Annotated in this window: 16 protein-coding genes and 1 tRNA gene; 9 read left to right on the forward strand and 8 right to left on the reverse strand. The window is 47.9% G+C overall.

Features of this window, described 5'->3' with window-relative positions:
• Window positions 1-8 precede the first annotated feature (8 nt).
• On the forward strand, window positions 9-3,773 hold the full coding sequence (locus NEV57_RS15800; protein ID WP_257658170.1) for a sensor histidine kinase: 3,765 nt from the start codon (window positions 9-11) through the stop codon (window positions 3,771-3,773).
• A 7-nt stretch (window positions 3,774-3,780) separates the two neighbouring features.
• Here NEV57_RS15800 and NEV57_RS09930 read toward each other — a convergent pair whose 3' ends face one another.
• The 5 genes from NEV57_RS09930 to NEV57_RS09950 all read right to left on the reverse strand — a co-directional run bounded on the left by NEV57_RS09930 (window position 3,781) and on the right by NEV57_RS09950 (window position 8,086).
• Entirely contained in the window at window positions 3,781-4,719 is a 939-nt protein-coding gene (locus NEV57_RS09930) for a DUF8428 domain-containing protein (RefSeq protein WP_257658171.1), read from the reverse strand.
• 110 nt (window positions 4,720-4,829) lie between these two features.
• Window positions 4,830-5,981, reverse strand: a complete 1,152-nt coding sequence (gene gmd, locus NEV57_RS09935; protein ID WP_257658172.1) for a GDP-mannose 4,6-dehydratase — start codon at window positions 5,979-5,981, stop codon at window positions 4,830-4,832.
• 10 nt (window positions 5,982-5,991) lie between these two features.
• The gene (gene rfbA, locus NEV57_RS09940; RefSeq protein WP_257658173.1) at window positions 5,992-6,867 is read right to left on the reverse strand and encodes a glucose-1-phosphate thymidylyltransferase RfbA; all 876 of its coding nucleotides are present in this window, start codon (window positions 6,865-6,867) and stop codon (window positions 5,992-5,994) included.
• 151 nt (window positions 6,868-7,018) lie between these two features.
• A complete protein-coding gene (locus tag NEV57_RS09945; protein WP_257658174.1) occupies window positions 7,019-7,546 on the reverse strand; it encodes a DUF2911 domain-containing protein in 528 nt (175 codons plus the stop codon).
• Between the two features lie 24 nt (window positions 7,547-7,570).
• Window positions 7,571-8,086: a hypothetical protein gene (locus NEV57_RS09950; RefSeq protein WP_257658175.1), complete on the reverse strand. Its 516-nt coding sequence runs from the start codon at window positions 8,084-8,086 to the stop codon at window positions 7,571-7,573.
• A 63-nt stretch (window positions 8,087-8,149) separates the two neighbouring features.
• Here NEV57_RS09950 and NEV57_RS09955 point away from each other — a divergent pair, with 63 nt between their 5' ends.
• From NEV57_RS09955 to NEV57_RS09975, 5 genes are all read left to right on the forward strand, one after another.
• Window positions 8,150-8,485, forward strand: a complete 336-nt coding sequence (locus NEV57_RS09955; RefSeq protein WP_257658176.1) for a hypothetical protein — start codon at window positions 8,150-8,152, stop codon at window positions 8,483-8,485.
• A gap of 17 nt (window positions 8,486-8,502) precedes the next feature.
• Complete coding sequence (locus NEV57_RS09960; protein ID WP_257658177.1) at window positions 8,503-9,417, forward strand: lysylphosphatidylglycerol synthase transmembrane domain-containing protein; 915 nt, start codon at window positions 8,503-8,505, stop codon at window positions 9,415-9,417.
• A 14-nt stretch (window positions 9,418-9,431) separates the two neighbouring features.
• Window positions 9,432-10,136, forward strand: coding sequence for an SDR family NAD(P)-dependent oxidoreductase (locus tag NEV57_RS09965; protein WP_257658178.1), 705 nt, complete (start codon window positions 9,432-9,434; stop codon window positions 10,134-10,136).
• An 11-nt stretch (window positions 10,137-10,147) separates the two neighbouring features.
• A complete protein-coding gene (locus NEV57_RS09970) occupies window positions 10,148-10,675 on the forward strand; it encodes a hypothetical protein (RefSeq protein WP_257658179.1) in 528 nt (175 codons plus the stop codon).
• A gap of 74 nt (window positions 10,676-10,749) precedes the next feature.
• The gene (locus NEV57_RS09975) at window positions 10,750-11,481 is read left to right on the forward strand and encodes a lysophospholipid acyltransferase family protein (protein WP_257658180.1); all 732 of its coding nucleotides are present in this window, start codon (window positions 10,750-10,752) and stop codon (window positions 11,479-11,481) included.
• 11 nt (window positions 11,482-11,492) lie between these two features.
• On the opposite strand, the gene NEV57_RS09980 is transcribed toward NEV57_RS09975, so the two are convergent.
• Both NEV57_RS09980 and NEV57_RS09985 read right to left on the reverse strand, forming a co-directional pair.
• Window positions 11,493-12,629, reverse strand: a complete 1,137-nt coding sequence (locus tag NEV57_RS09980) for a glycosyltransferase family 2 protein (RefSeq protein WP_257658181.1) — start codon at window positions 12,627-12,629, stop codon at window positions 11,493-11,495.
• On the reverse strand, window positions 12,610-13,479 hold the full coding sequence (locus tag NEV57_RS09985; protein WP_372340073.1) for a hypothetical protein: 870 nt from the start codon (window positions 13,477-13,479) through the stop codon (window positions 12,610-12,612). The genes NEV57_RS09980 and NEV57_RS09985 overlap by 20 nt, the downstream gene beginning before the upstream one ends.
• Before the next feature lie 243 nt (window positions 13,480-13,722).
• On the opposite strand from NEV57_RS09985, the gene ruvC reads away from it, so the two are divergent.
• A complete protein-coding gene (gene ruvC, locus NEV57_RS09990) occupies window positions 13,723-14,286 on the forward strand; it encodes a crossover junction endodeoxyribonuclease RuvC (RefSeq protein WP_257658182.1) in 564 nt (187 codons plus the stop codon).
• Here ruvC and NEV57_RS09995 read toward each other — a convergent pair whose 3' ends face one another.
• On the reverse strand, window positions 14,287-15,336 hold the full coding sequence (locus NEV57_RS09995) for a hypothetical protein (RefSeq protein WP_257658183.1): 1,050 nt from the start codon (window positions 15,334-15,336) through the stop codon (window positions 14,287-14,289).
• 140 nt (window positions 15,337-15,476) lie between these two features.
• Here NEV57_RS09995 and ychF point away from each other — a divergent pair, with 140 nt between their 5' ends.
• Complete coding sequence (gene ychF / locus NEV57_RS10000) at window positions 15,477-16,577, forward strand: redox-regulated ATPase YchF (RefSeq protein ID WP_257658184.1); 1,101 nt, start codon at window positions 15,477-15,479, stop codon at window positions 16,575-16,577.
• Window positions 16,578-16,685: 108 nt separating this feature from the next.
• Window positions 16,686-16,757: transfer RNA gene (locus NEV57_RS10005), tRNA-Arg, on the forward strand.
• Window positions 16,758-16,972 lie beyond the last annotated feature (215 nt).

Here is a 16,972-nt window from a genome sequence, read left to right on the forward strand (position 1 = left end):
AACGGAACGTGAGTACTGTTTTCAAAATAAGGCTGTTGCTGCTGGCGTTGACATTGTGTTTCGTGGGCACCGCTATCACCATCCACCTTACGTTCAACAACGACGAAACGCTGCTGCTTGATGCACGTACCATTCAGCGCAACCTGCATAACAAGGAACAGACAATCAATACGTTCTTGGAGGATGCGGCCCGGTTTGAGGCCTTAAAAGACCTCGAAAATAACATTGAGCTGTCCGAGGAAGTAATTTCGTATTTTGTTGAGGGCAACGATATTTACCCGTTCACTTACGTCAACAATGAGCTGGTTTTCTGGGGAACAGACAAATTTGTTCCGAAGACGGATGCCGGCATACGGGATGGTGTAGGGATCGTCAAAGCCGGAAACGGATGGTATGAGTCCATCAAAAAAAGTGCAGGAAACTTTTCAGCCCTGTTCCTGATTCCCATTAAGGCGGATTTCCAGAAAAATAACGTGTATTTGCAGAACACGTTTTCCCGTGATTTAATACGGACCGACAACTTAGCGATTGCCGACTATGACGATAGCCCGGTTTACAACATACGGAGTGTCACCGGAGAATACCTGTTTTCAGTAAAATTACAGGATGCACAGCACGACACGTTTTTTACCAAACTGGAATTAACCATGTGGCTATTGGCCGGTTTCTCCGTGATGTTATTGCTGAATATCATCTGTATGTGGATGGCCAGACGGGGCTGGATATGGGTTTCCATCCTGGTATTTGCGGTATGCCTGGCCTGCATCCGGTATATCGACCTGCACTTCGGATGGCTGGCCAACCATTTCGTTACAGGCATCTTCGATCCGCGCAATTACGCTTCCAGCTTCTTATTTCCGCACCTGGGCGGCTTCATTTTAAACATCGTTGCCTTTACCTGGTTTGTCGGATACCTTTATGCATTTAAGGGCCGCCTGAAAATGCCGGCCTTTAGCTATACCAAAATCGGAAGCGCGGCGGTTATCCTAACCTTCGGACTGTTGCTCTACCTGTTGAGTTATGGGTTATCGGAAGTATTTGCAGGACTGATTAATAATTCCGGGATCAATTTCAATCTGGCAAACATCCTAAACCTCAACGTGTACAGCTGGCTGGGAATTTCGGCACTGTGCCTGAGTATGATGGCGCTTCTGTTGTTAATCGATCTATTGGTGCATATTGCACATCAGCTCATTCCCAATATGCGCCGGTTATTTTCGATCCAGGTGCTTGCCTTTGCAATCGTGGCGGTACTGCTCATGTACACCCGGCATTTCTCGACCACGTTTGTCCTGTTGACGACACTGATTCTGCTGCGCACTTGGTATGTCAGGCACCAGGGGCAGTTTGACCTGGCGGTATTTATCTCGACGCTGCTGCTTCTGGCTTCGGTAACCTCCCTGAAGCACGCCCAGTTTCAGCGCCATAAAAAACAGGAAGAACAGAAGCTGGCCATCTCCCGGCTGGAGTCGCTGGACGATGCCAATGCGATCGCACTTTTCTATGACCTGGAACAGGAAATAGTCAAGGACCCGGTACTGATTGATTATTTCAAAAACCCGGGGAGTAAGGACCAGGGGTTATTGGATGAGCATTTGAAACGGACATACCTGAGCGGATACTTGTCGAAATATGAGTTCAGCGCGGGGGAATACGATACAAACTGGATTCCGATTGGCCAAAGTTCGGCCAGAAAGCACGAAGAATATCGTGAAAAAGTAATATCGGGTGCAATTAAGGTGTCGGAAAATTTCTATCGTGGAAATAGTAGTTTCGGCAACTTTGAATACTTTGCGCAGTTACCCGTGATCGAAGACGGGGATCAATTGGGGATTCTCGTCATTGAATTGCAAAACAGGTCGTTCAGTCAGCTATCCACCTATCCGGACATCTTAACTGACAGTCGACTTGAGCAACAGCAGACTAACCTGATTGCTGAATATGCCTATGCATTTTACCGCGACGGCAACCTGGTCAGCCAGTATGGTGACTATGTATATCCCCCTACTGACAACAATTTTCCCACTGAACAACGCAAATATATCCACCTGGGTTATACCGACGGATTCGGGCACTTGATGTACCGCCCGAATAGCCGGACACTGATTGTGTTAAGCAAACCGGAACAAAGCAACTGGATGCAACTGGCGTCACTTTCCTTCATTTTTCTGGTGATGCTTATTTTTGCAATCCTCGCTTACACCATCCAGTGGCTTATTCTTACGTTAAACAGCAACGATTTCAGTCTACGGAACCTGCGATGGAGTTTTCTGATCCTGACCAATCGGGTATTATACAGTACCCGTATACAGACTTTTATGGTAATGGCCGTGGTTTTCACCCTGATTACCGCCGGTATTATCACGTATTTCAGCATCAGCAGCCAATTCCGGAAGCAGCAGGAGAATGCTGTGCTGAAGTACGTCATTGATATTTCAAGGCGGTTTGAACTGCGCATGCTCAAGGCGACGGGAATTACCCATGGTATTCACAACGATGAGCAGTTCAACGCAATGGTGGAATCCATTGCGTCTGACCTGAATTTATACGGAATGGATGGCCAGCTTATTTACTCCACACAGCCCCGGATTTATGATCTCCGGCTTATTTCCCGCTACATGGACCCGAAAGCCTGGCTGCACATGGCTGCGCGTCAGCGATCGGAATTCATTCAGCACGAGGAACTGGGTACGCTGAATTACATTGCGGCCTATGCACCCATCCGGAACGATCGTTATGAGCCTGTTGCTTATTTGAGTCTGCCCCATTATTCGTATCAAAAAGAATTTGATCAAAATGTGGGCATGCTGCTTAACACATTGATCAATATTTATGCTTTGGTGATATTGGTACTTGGGTTATTTGCGGTATTCGTGGCCAACAAGATTACTGCGCCGCTGGCGTTGGTACAGCGGAGCCTGGCCAAGACCGGTATTGGCCAGCAGAATGAACCGATATTCTGGAAGCGCCACGACGAGATCGGCAGTCTTATCCGGGAGTATAACCTGATGATTGTGGCGCTTGAACAAAGTGCCAATACGATCATGCGGTCGGAACGAGAGTCTGCCTGGCGTGAGATGGCGAAGCAGGTAGCCCATGAAATCAAAAATCCGCTTACGCCATTAAAGCTGGGCATTCAACAACTGGAACGTTCATGGAAGGAACGGGATCCGAGATTTGACGAGCGGTTTGAGCGATTCAGCACCTCGTTCATCGAACAGATTGACAGCCTGTCGCTGATTGCTTCGGAATTCTCCGAATTCGCCAAGATGCCGGATATCCAGCTCAAGGAGGTGGACATACTGGACATCATGACCAACGCCGTGGAAGTATTCCGCAGCAATGCAGGGGTAGAAATACAGATTACCAAACTATGTGATGACGATTCCGTCAAAATCCAGGGTGACCATGACCAACTGCTCCGGTCTTTCAATAACCTGATCAAAAATTCGATTGAGGCTGCCATTGCCAAGCGGAAATGCCGTATCGATATCAGTATCGGTTACGATCTGCAGCAGCATGTGTCGATTGCTGTCAAAGACAACGGGCATGGCATAGCGCCGGAGGCCCGGGGCAAAATGTTCCAGCCCAATTTCACAACCAAGAGCTCCGGAACCGGTCTCGGGCTGGCATTTGTGAAACAGGCGATAGAAGGTATGAATGGCACAATCCGGTATGAAACCGCGGTTGGGAAAGGAACGGTCTTCTATATCGTCATCCCTTCATTGGATCTTACCAGGAGGAAAAACAGTTTATATAGCGACCTCGGGTAGGGTTTCGTTATTTCAGCACGATGCTACTCTGGCCCATCACGGTGTTATCCGCGTACAGCAGGATGGTATAAGTACCACGCTGGAATCCTTTAGGGTCTATCCAATCGATCCGGTAGGACTTACCATCGTTGCTAAACTCAATATTGGTTTTATAGGAATACTGGATCTGGTTGCCATCAACTTCAAAAAGTCCGTTGTCACGCATACGCAGGTTGCCGTTGGGATCGATGACCCGCATGTATACTTCGTGTGTCCCCAGTTCAGCCAGGGGGTTATCCACAACATTGAAATTGATTTCCAGCTTATCGACCCGGCGTGCCCGGCTTTCCTGGCTTCCTTTACCGTTGCTGCGTTCACGAACGCCGACAATTTGGATATCCGATACTTTAAGGGCGGACGCAAGACGTACTTTCGCTTCCAGGTCTGTATTTTCTTCTTCCAGTGTTGCCAGTTGGTCGGCGGAGCTGGATACCTGTTCCCGTAACTGATCCCGCTCCGTGCGGAGTACTGTATTGCGGTTGCGCAGATTACCTACTTCCTCAGCGTACCTGGCCACCTCTCCTTTCAGCCGGTTTATTTCGGTCTGGGCAGTGGCAAGCTGCCCCTGGGTGAGGTCATTATGGGCCAACTGTTCCCGCAACCGGGTGATTCCGACCCGCACACTATCCCGTGATGCCTGCAATGCTTCGCTAAGTGCAACGCGCTCTCCCGACAACCGATCCAACTCTGCCTCTATCCGGTCAATCTCGGTTTCCATATTCACTTTCCCGCTGGTCAGTTCATATACGGTATCGCCCGAATTTTTATACTTGATATAAAAATACACATTGGTTGCAAGCAGCGCTGCAATAGCAACTAAAAAAAAGTAAATCTTTGTCGTGTCTTTTCTGCCTTCTTCGGTCCTGGAATCAACACTTGTTTCCTGCATCGTATGTGTTTCTTGCATAATTTTATATACAGCAAAACCCCACCATTATCTAACTGGTTCAACAATGCAAAAATTGTTCCAACATGCTTTACGGCAAAGGAGGTGGCAATTAATAACGCCGGCGGCAATTATTCAAAATAGTTCAGGGTCTCAAAGCCGCCCGATTTAAGGTATTGCTCCTTTCGCATTAGCTGAAGATCGGCATGTACCATATCTTCAATCAGCGCCTGAAGGTCATACTTTGGTTCCCAACCGAGCTGCTGCCGGGCTTTTGAGGCATCGCCGATCAGCAAGTCCACTTCTGTCGGCCGGTAATACATCGGATCGACCCTGACAACGGTTTGTCCGAACCGGATATGCTGGGGATCGATCCCCAGCTCGCCGAGCCGCGTCTCATCCACATCAATAATAACTCCTTTTTCGTGCTGATCCTTTCCGCTGAACTCGACATCGATGCCTAATTCCGAAAAACAACGTTTCACAAACTCACGGACGGTGGTTGTAACTCCCGTGGCCACGACATAATCTTCGGGGGTATGCTGTTGCAGCATCAGCCACATCGCCTCCACATAGTCTTTGGCGTGTCCCCAGTCGCGCTGGGCAGAGAGGTTACCTAAAAAAAGCTGATCCTGTAGCCCGAGTGCGATCCGGCTTACCGCCCGGGTAATTTTCCGGGTTACAAATGTTTCGCCCCGGACGGGGCTTTCGTGATTAAACAAAATGCCATTACATGCGTACAGGTTATAGGCTTCCCTGTAATTTACCGTAATCCAGTACGCATATAACTTGGCTACCGCATAAGGGCTGCGGGGATAAAACGGGGTGCTTTCGCGTTGGGGGACCTCCTGTACCAGCCCGTATAATTCGGATGTGGCCGCCTGGTAAAAACGACACCGGTCACCGATGCCGAGCAACCGGATCGCCTCCAGTATCCGGAGGGTTCCCAGACCATCCGCATTTGCCGTATACTCCGGCGTATCAAAGCTCACCTTTACATGGCTTTGTGCCGCCAGGTTATAAATTTCATCGGGCTGGGTTTCCTGGATAATCCGTATCAGGTTTGTAGCGTCCGTGAGGTCGCCATAGTGCAGGTTAAACTGCCGGTCCGATTCGTGCGGATCCTGGTACAGGTGATCAATCCGGTCGGTATTGAATAACGAGCTTCTTCTTTTCAATCCATGCACACGGTAGCCTTTCCGCAATAGAAATTCAGCAAGGTAAGCGCCATCCTGTCCCGTTATACCGGTAATTAATGCCGTTTTTTTCGTTTTTTCAGCCATAGGGTTATCCTTATCCATTACTTTTCTTCAACACGGAACGAAGCAGATACTGTCCGTACCCGCTTTTCAGCAGCGGCTGCGCGATCGTCTCGAGCTGGCCGCCGTCAATAAATCCCATGCGGTATGCTACTTCCTCAATGCAGCCGATCTTTAATCCCTGGCGTTCTTCGATAACCTGCACAAATTGTCCGGCCTGCATAAGCGACGTAAATGTGCCGGTATCCAACCAGGCTGTCCCCCGGCTGAACACGCCGACTTTCAGTCGCCCTTCCGTCAGGTACACTTTATTTACATCGGTAATTTCATATTCGCCCCGGGCAGACGGCTGGATATTTTTTGCGATGCTGACGACGGAATTGTCATAAAAATAGATTCCGGGAACCGCATAATTCGACTTGGGATGAGCCGGCTTTTCTTCAATGGAGATGACGCGCTGCTGGTCATCAAACGTGACCACGCCATAACGCTCGGGATCGGAAACCGGATAGGCAAATACAACGCCGCCTTCGGGATCCGCGCTTTGCTGCAACAGACGGGAGAGTCCGTCGCCGTAGAATATGTTATCGCCCAGTATCAACGCCACCTTATCATTACCGATAAATGATTCGCCGATAACAAATGCCTGTGCGAGGCCGTTTGGTTCAGGCTGTTCCGCATAGGAAAATGTGCACCCCAGTTGGGAGCCGTCGCCCAGCAGGCTGCGGAACATCGGTAAATCGTGTGGTGTGGAAATAATCAAAATATCGCGGATGCCCGAAAGCATCAGCGTAGACAATGGATAGTAAATCATTGGCTTATCGTAAACCGGCATCAGCTGCTTACTAACGGCCAATGTAAGCGGATGTAATCGTGTACCGGAGCCTCCGGCCAAAATAATTCCTTTCATACTGTGTGTTATTTAACTATCCTTGAAGGGATAAAAGTATTAAATTTAAGGGATCGTATGGAAAAAAATTTGCCATTCCGCTCCGGCGACCGGAATGGAATGGCAATGTGGTATTACCGCGTGATATCACGCAGATAAAATGCCGTACAAATTAATTGGCGGCCTTAACGGTAAACGATGTCTGGTCATCTCCCCAGAGCAGCGAAATTTTACCGTCCTGATCGGCAGTAATTGTAAATTGTTCGGTTTGGTCGTGTTGAACGGTGGGATCTGATGTAACCCGAAGGGCATCGGCTGATTCATCATAATCCGTACCCCACTGCTCCCAGTTTTTATTAAAGATCACGACCATATTCTGTTCGCTGGGAATGGTATACAGGCTGTATTTCCCTGCCGGCAGCGGCTGCCCCTGTACTTGCACAGCCTTATCGATTTCAAACGTGGTGGCCTCATTGGCACCCGTACGCCATACTTCACCGTAAGGCGCGAGTTCGACACCGAACTGGCGGCCTTTCAACGAAGGCTTGCTGTATTGAATGGTGATGGTAACACCGTCGGAGGTAGTGACCATGGTGTTGTCCAACGGACTCGGACGGCTACTTTTGTCCTGTGCACAGGCACCCAGTGAAAAGACCGCGATAAAAAGCAGGGATAATAAGTTCACATTTTTCATAATCATGTATGGAGTTTAAACTAATTTAGCTTATTGATAACGATCGAAATTGAACACCAGATAGCCGGTTTGTCCCTCAAGATCCAGTGGCATACGTAACACCATCCGTTCGGCATCGGCATATGCCAGGTCGAGCCGGTAACCGGAAGTTACGTTGCTGGCCCGGTCTCCGGGATAAATCTTTTTAAACTGAAACTGGGGTTCACCCATGTTTTTTCCGGGGTTATAGATAGACCAGACAATATTACGCACGGCTCCGGGGGCGCAAAGCTTCCCGTCGGCATTGAATGTAATACTGCCATTACCGTTATTGGGGAGGTTCCAGACGCTGCCGACAAAACATTCGGCAGGGGCTTCTTCAAATACAGTCTTTACTGCAAAAGCATCGGGAAAGCTTTCTTTTCCTACGGATTTCAGTACCCATTGGCCTTTTACACCATTGCGCCATGCTGACGCGGAAGGAGAGCCATCTGCCGACCCTTGTTGCTGAGCGGCACAGGAAGCTAACAGAAAGAGCGCGAGGATTGGGAATAACAACCTATTCATAATTAAAAGAAATTGTGTCGTTTGGTAATTGTACATTTGTGATGTAAAGATAACAGAATTTGTATGACTATTTCATCCAAAAACCATACCATCAGCAAATTTGTTGCTAAACTGTTGGTCCGGTTGTTTATTTTATTGTTATTATTTGCTTTTGCACCCTTTATTCTGAAGGAACAGACGCAGGGATCGTTGGCGCAGACCTTTTTCTATCTCGATAATAAGTGGGCCTTTATATTCCCCGGACTGCTGTTTCTAAGCTTTATTGCGCTGCTGGTTCTCACCCTCAGGCATCAATATCGACTGGTCGATCTAAACTGGATGCTGTCGTTGAACGCTGCATTGCTCATTGGTTATGTGGTCATGCTTTACATTCGGATTTACCCGGTCATCTTTGGCTGATTGTCGCGATTAACGGTATGCTGATGAAATTCTGGCGCACAACCAAGACGCTGCTTAAAATAAGTGTTACCGCATTGGCCCTCTATTGGGTATTCGGCAAAGTAGAGCCGAGGGACCTCCGGGAAGCGCTGGTACAGTCAAACCCGCTTTTCCTGGTGCTGGCGTTTATTGCCTATTGCGGTTCCATCTTAATCGCATCGTCCCGGCTGAATGGGTTTTTTAAGGGAATGGGGCTGCACCTGTCCGAACGCTATAACCTGAAGCTATACCTGCTGGGGTTGTTCTACAACCTGTTTTTACCCGGAGGTGTCGGGGGAGACGGTTATAAGATATATTTCCTCCGCCGCAAGTTTCATGTCAAGGGCAGGCACCTGCTCACAGCGGTGTTTTTCGATCGCGTAAGCGGACTCTGGGCGCTATGCCTCATTACAGCGGCGCTAGTCCTTTTTATCCCGCAATTGAATATCCCGCGGGAGGTACCCATTGCCTGCGTCATTGCGGGTTCTGCGGCCTACTATTTTGTGATTAATAAGTATTTCAATGCTTTTAGCCGCCATTTCCTGATTACACACCTGAAGGCACTGGGCGTCCAGTCGATGCAGGTAGTCTGTGCAATTCTACTGTTATATGCATTGGGGTTTGACGGCAAATTTTCACCTTATTTATTCATGTTTCTCCTTTCTTCGCTGGTTGCCGTCGTACCCTTTACCGTCGGGGGCCTCGGTGCACGCGAAATGGTATACGTGTACGGCGCGGAATACTTCCAGCTTGATGCGCATCTTGCCGTATTAATCAGTTTATTATTTTATCTTACTTCGGCACTGCTGGCCGTTATGGGGTCATATTTCATTTTCCGCCCCCGTGGCCTGGGCGAAGACAAGCTGCCAACCACGGATGAAGTAGAACGGGGTGTGGATGATGAAAACGACTAACGAATACAACGATTATGGCAACAATTATCATTAGTGGGGCAAGCGGCGGGCTTGGCTTTGAAACGGCGCTGGCATTGGCCGCTATACCCGGTAACCACATTGTGGCGCTGGCCCGTTCGGCAGACGGATTGCAACGATTGCAGGAAGCCGGAAAACAATATCCGGACAGCTCCATCCACACGCTGCCATTTGATATTGTTCAGGGTGATTATAACGCCGTACTGCTTCCGTTTATCGAAGAAAAGCTTGGAAAAGCAACCATTGTGATTAATAATGCCGGTTCGCTGATCAACAAGGCTTTTACTGACACTACGGCCACAGATTTTCATTCGTTATGGCAAAATAACTTTTTAGGGCACGTTTACATGATTCAGCACCTGCTGCCGAAAATCCCCCCGGGTGGACATATTGTAAACATCGGCAGCATGGGTGGATTCCAGGGCAGTGTCAAATTTCCGGGACTGGCGGCATATTCCGCCAGCAAGTCGGCCCTGCACACCCTAACGGAATGTTTAGCCATGGAGCTGTCGGGCGAAGGAATAAAAATAAATTGCTTAGCTTTGGGTTCAGCGCAAACAGAAATGCTGGCAAAAGCGTTTCCACAGTATGAGTCGCCCGTGGCAGCTGATGAAATGGGTAAATATATTGCCGATTTTGCACTTACCGGCCACCGATTTTTCAACGGGAAGGTACTGCCTGTGGCAGTGACCACCCCTTAAAGAATGCAAAAATGAAAAGGTCCAACCGGCCGTTACTTATGGCATTGATTACCCTGATAGCTGCAATCTCGGCATGCCGTAACGAAGCCAGCCATACCGCTGCGGATGATACGGCCGACAGTGCCGTTGCCGAACCCACGGAAACACCACCAACCCTTCCCGCCCCCGCCCCGGCCCTGCCCTATACCGCCGTATTCAATGACCGTACCGATCAGCTGGATGCACAGGCGAACCCCGATTTTGACCGTACTGGATTAAACATTGATACGCTGACCCGGCGATTGGCGCTCGCATATCCGGAAATCCAATTGCGTATGGACCGGGTATCGAATGACACTGCCTATGTCCGGATTGCTGACGCCGAATACCTCACGCAGCAAATGGGTTCTTCTGGCGCGACCATGTACCTGCTTGAGGCCACTTATGCTTATACGGAGCTGCCCGGCATCCGGGTTGTGCATTTTGACTTCCGGGAAGGTGACCATGCGATCCCAGGTGCATATACCCGGCAGCGTTTTGCGGAGGAAGCGCTGCGGTAAGTTTGGATATTGGCCAAACAAACATAAATGATATCTTTACAGCCTTTACCGATCACCTCATATTTTTAGTATACATGAGAAAATTTCTGGGCTATCTACTTTCACCGGTACATTACCTTTTATTCGGGATAATTATTGTTGTCTTCCATCCGATACAATGGCTATGCCTGAAATTAGGGGGGTATGGAGCACACAAAAAATCGGTTGACATGCTCAATTTTTGCCTGGTTACCAGCTATTATGTATTGGGCAATACGGTGAAGTTTATCAATAAACAGCAGCTGCCGGTAAACCGGCCGCTGATTTTCGTAGCCAACCACCAGAGCATGTATGATATCCCGCCATTGATTTATTTTTTGCGGAAGCATCATGCAAAATTCATATCAAAGATTGAGCTGGCTAAGGGCATTCCCAGCATTTCATTCAATTTACGGCACGGGGGAGCCGCCAATATTAACCGAAAAGACCCCAAGCAGTCCATTTCAGAAATTCTTAAGCTGGCCAACAACATGAAAAATAAAAATTGGTCGGCTTTTATTTTTCCCGAAGGTACCCGGGCTAAGACAGGAAAGGTAAAACCCTTTAATGTAGGTGGTATTGCCACGATACTAAAGAAAGTACCCCATGCGTTGATCGTACCGGTTGCCATCAATAACTCCTGGCAGATGGTACGTTACGGATTTTTCCCGCTTAACACGTTTATCAACATGTCATGGGAAGTATTACCCCCTATCGATCCCCAGGGACAGCCTCCGGAAGATGTGGTAGCGCAGGCCGAGGCGCGTATCCGGAGTAAAATCCGATAACACACGTCATCTTATTTCACGTATCGGCCTTTCCATTCGTATTTCCCGACGTTTCCGGCTAAACCGATATAAACCATGTAGATAATGTGCAGCAGCGAGAGCACAGGAAGGTACCAGAGTAAAGAAACCCGTTCCATGAAACGGCATAATGGGTAAAGAAAAATCAGTTCGACCAGTAATTTCGACCCAAAAGCGACGATAAATACACTGAACAGGCTGCCTATAAAGAAACTGCCCACTCCAGCCAGCAATAGCAGTAGGTTGAACAGCCATATGGCAACTCCCAATGCAACAATTCCCTTATTTTTGTAATGTGTGCTTTTTGAGGCCCACCGCTTCCGTTGGCTAATAAATTCCCGCAGGTTGCTTTTCGCGGCGGTATATACAATGGCCTGGCGCGACTTGCAGAACCCGATCCGTCCGGGGTATTTTGCAGTTACTTTATGCAGGAATAATTCATCGTCACCGGATGCCAGCCGGTCAATGCCGTTAAATCCGCCAAGGTCATGGAATACTGTCCGGCGGTAAGCAAGATTGGCGCCGTTACATGTGGATGGATAACCATTACCTATACCTGCTGCACCCAATCCGATGAGATAAAGGAACTCCAGTGTCTGCAGCGTTTCGAAAAAGCTGCGTTCTTCCGAGTAGGCGACGGGAGAAGACACCAGAAAATGTTGGTGGCTTTCCATATAATGGATGACGGTAGCCAACCACTTCGGTCCCATCCGGCAATCGGCATCAGTGGTTACGATCACATCGCCCTTAGCCATGGCAATCGCTTCCGTGATCGCTTTTTTCTTGTATGAATTCAACGGCCTCGATTCATTCATTTTAAGCAATTTCACGCCCTGCCCGGCAAAGGACTGAACGATGGCCGATGTATTGTCCGTGGAATGATCGTCTATTACAATGATCTCCAGCAGTTCTTTTGGGAATTCCTGTGCCAGGATATCCGTGAGTGTATGTGCGATGTTGGCTTCTTCATTGCGGGCTGCGATCAAAATGCTAACTGTTACAGCCGTGCCGGACTCCTGCTGTGTGGCGACGCCGGATAAAATGTGCCATCCCCTACGCATGTAACAGACCAATACCATGTACACCACTGCAAATACAGCAAGTAAGGTGCTAATGAGTTGTATTGCCAAAGAAGTTAATTTTTAAAACGAATACCGAGCCTAAAATGGCAGGCAATATAAGATTTATGAACCAAATACACGAAGCGATAGCCATCACCGCAATGTCGTGGTCGGTGATGTGGCTATACAGGTAACTTGCCGTCACGCTTCGCAGGCCAAAATCGAATAGGTCCAGTGTGGGGAGGGCCGCCTGCACAAAAAACAGAATGAAGATCATCAACAGCATCGGAACAAAATCAATACTGGGAATAAGCACCAGCATCAGGATGCAGTACTGTGAAGTAAACACCACAAAACGTCCGAGAGACTGAAGAAAAATGATGGTTAATTCGCGACGGTCGTAGCGGTTCAGCAACTCAAAGAAACGATAAAACCGCTTCATGAAACCGATATGCCGGATCAGCCGGTCGATCCACCTTACGTTAAAATACAGCAGCAGGAAAATTCCCGCATAGCTGATCGCCAGCACCCACATTCCGATCTCGCCCCACCATCCAATATCAAAAAAACGAACGGTAAACCAGGCGATACTCAAAGATCCAGCCACGCTGGTCAGCACGAGCTGTGCCAATGCACCAACGCCCATGGCTACCACACCAAAAATACGTTTACGGGGTTTGAGGAACATGACCCGGCCCCCGTATTCACCGATCCGATTGGGTGTAAAGGCAGCCCAGGTGAGCCCACAGAAAACAGCCTGAATGGATTGCCAAAGACTGATCCGTTCAATATAACGGCATAGGTATTTCCATTTTACCGCCTCCAAAATCCAGTTGACAAACATGAGCACAACAACGATCGTTAATGTGATGGCTACGGTGCCGGCACCGAGGTTACGCATTAACCGATTGAATTCCATTAAATTTTGATGGTTATTGAGTTTATGATAAAGTACCCAAGCCACCAGTAGTAGAATGGTAATCTTAATAACAATACCTACTATCCTTTTTGCCCTGTTGGTCAAACCCAGTGTTTTAACGTGCAATGTTACTAATTTTTTATGGAATGCGGCATTTGTCCCCTCCTGGGAAGGTAGAACAACTTTCGCCAAACTTTCCATTGCGGAGCCAATAGGTTCAAATGAAAACCGTAATATTGTACCATGCGCACAACCAAGGCAAGCGAACGAATTATCCTGGGTATCGACCCGGGAACAGTGGTATTGGGATATGGTGTATTAAAGGAGGTAGGAAGTACCCTCACCTTGATCAGCCTTGGTGTAATCAAGCTTGGTCACCTTGATGACCACGGACTTAAATTACAGCGTATTTTCCAAAAAACCAGTGCGCTGATCGCGCAATATAAACCAGATTGCATGGCACTGGAGGCTCCTTTTTACGGAAAAAACATCCAGGTTATGCTTAAACTGGGACGTGCACAGGGTGTAGCCATGGCGGCGGCCCTCAATAACAGCATTCCTATTTTTGAATACGCTCCACGGAAAATCAAACAGTCGGTCACCGGCAACGGCAACGCCACAAAGGAACAGGTTGCCGCAATGTTAAAGACACTGTTGAAATTTGAGGAAAGTCCGCAATTCCTCGATGCGACAGACGGTCTTGCGGTAGCGGTATGCCATGCATTCCAGGTGCATGCACCGGCGGGTAAAAAGAGTTATACAGGCTGGGAGGCGTTTGTAAAGGACAATGCAGATCGGTTAAAATAATCAGCTTTTTACCTGTCGGATCACATTTTTCACATTCATTTCGATAATATCCGTCATCGTACGGCAACCGAAGTAATGCTCATTCCGATAAAAATCGGCATATCCTTCGCGTAATTGCTTAACATGGACGGCGGTAGACAATTCCTCTGTATTCGAAACATCCCGCAGTGCGGCTATCCGATGACGCTCGCTACGGACCCGGTGCACAATAGAAGACCGTTCTTCCTGCTGGTACTGCAACACCGTCGTCGCTGTGAGGTGTTCCATGCATAGCTGTACATAAGGCAGGTTATCTTTAAAAAATTGGGGCATGTATATTTTGGGATTGCCCTCATAAAACTGCTGATCAAAATCGATGGCCCGGATGCGGAACTGGAAATCATCAAAATCAGGCGTAATCTGAACGACAAAATTATAAGCACGCATATCACCCAACAATGTAATCATGCATCGTTCATTAAATTTCACAAATTCCTTGGCGATGCGCTTTGGGTTATAATCGGGGTTATTGATCAGTGACTGTGTAAATACGTCGCCCGGTATACCGACGATATGCTCTTCCACTAATGTCTGCCCGTCCACGATGTAGTTAACCGGATTGGGTGAAATGATCTGCTCGAGTTCCAGTCCATATATCCGCGAAGCATCTGCCTGTTTCACATAAAAATAGTCATAGACATCATTAAGCCGATTAACTATTCTGATCCGGAACGGATGGCTATTGCCAAATGCGCAATACTCTACCCGGTCGATATATTTATGCTCTACAATACGTATATTCCCCGATGCTTTGAGCTTGGCATAAAGGATTTTTAAGCCATTATAAAGATTTTCCTGTATATGCGGCGGATAAAGCGGGGTTTCCCACAGCGTGTCTTTACCGTTTTTATCAATCACCGGCGATGTCTCATAAAATTCCATCAGATCGTCATAACTAATGGGCATCCGTGCATCCCGTTGGTAGGTACGCAGGTATTTACGCAGCCCGGAAGTTACCGGATATATCGGCTTCTTCTTCGAAATCCGAACATCATATGCCTCTCCATTCATTTTTCCTGATTCCAATTGTGTCGCGTCTTTTGATACCTGGATACAGCCGGCGGTTTGATTTCCGCTGCGATATCCAAAGATACGGATTTGTTCGCGCGATATTTTTATCTTTGCGGCAATTTAAACAAACAGATGAATCCATGGCATTACAGTGCGGTATTGTAGGCTTACCTAATGTAGGCAAATCCACGTTATTTAATTGTCTTTCCAATGCTAAGGCGCAGGCAGCCAACTTTCCATTTTGCACGATTGAGCCGAATGTTGGCGTGATCACGGTGCCTGATGCCCGATTGAATACCCTGACGGATCTCGTGAAGCCGCAGCGTGTGGTTCCGAATACGATTGAAATCGTGGATATCGCAGGGTTGGTAAAAGGAGCCAGTAAAGGTGAAGGACTGGGAAATCAGTTCCTTGGAAATATCCGTAATACGGATGCCATCATTCACGTGCTCCGTTGTTTTGATGATGGCAATGTGGTGCACGTCGACGGATCGGTAGACCCGGTACGCGACAAAGAAATCATAGATACGGAATTGCAGTTAAAAGACCTGGATACAGTTATTAAACGCATCCAGAAAGTAGAAAAGATGGCCAAGACAGGAGGCGACAAGGATGCGAAGCGCACTTACGAAATACTCAGTGTGGTCAATCAGCACTTAGCATCCGGGAAATCCGCGCGTACAGCACCGATTACAGAAGAAGACTTTGAATTTATTGCTGATTTGGCTCTGCTTACCGTAAAACCGGTCCTCTATGTATGTAATGTGGATGAAGCGTCGGTAAATACGGGCAATAGCTATGTGGACCGGGTCCGTGAAACGGTGAAAGAAGAAAATGCCGAAGTACTGGTGATCTCAGCACAGATCGAGTCGGAAATCGCGCAGCTGGACAGTTATGAAGAACGGCAGCTTTTCCTGGAAGACCTGGGCCTGACGGAATCCGGTGTCAATAAACTGATCCGTGCAGCCTATAAACTGTTGGATCTAGCCACCTACTTTACGGCTGGCGTACAGGAAGTCCGTGCATGGACAATTGAAAAAGGGTTTACTGCGCCGCAGGCCGCCGGGGTAATCCATACCGACTTTGAAAAAGGGTTCATCCGTGCAGAGGTTATCAAATTCGAAGATTTCGTTAATTTCGGTTCAGAGGCTGCTGTAAAAGAGGCCGGCAAACTGAGTGTGGAAGGCAAAGCCTATATCGTGCAGGACGGTGACATTATGCATTTCCGCTTTAATGTATAGCGTGCACCGCATTGGCGAAATACCCTACGGATAATCTCGCCTGCCGATTTTTACGCCAAATGAAAATTTATATGAATTAACGCAGACAAATCATATCTTTGCAATCCCGTTCCCGTAGTTCAATGGATAGAATTTCAGATTCCGGTTCTGAAGATAGGGGTTCGAATCCCTTCGGGAACACTAAAAAGGCCTTTACGGCCTTTTTTTATATACTGCTACCCGTAATTCGGTTTGATGAAATGCCCTTAATAATTGGCAATCCGCCCCTGTTCTTCAACAAACCCGGTGGATTTCGAGCGTTCTGTTCTGTAATCTTTGGCAGCTCCCAAAAATAATCCCTGAATGCCGTTTTCCCAATTTTTACAGCACGAGGTACTTATGCCTCATGTATGCTT

It is taken from the genome of Parapedobacter lycopersici (genome assembly GCF_024643285.1).
Taxonomy (GTDB): domain Bacteria; phylum Bacteroidota; class Bacteroidia; order Sphingobacteriales; family Sphingobacteriaceae; genus Parapedobacter; species Parapedobacter lycopersici.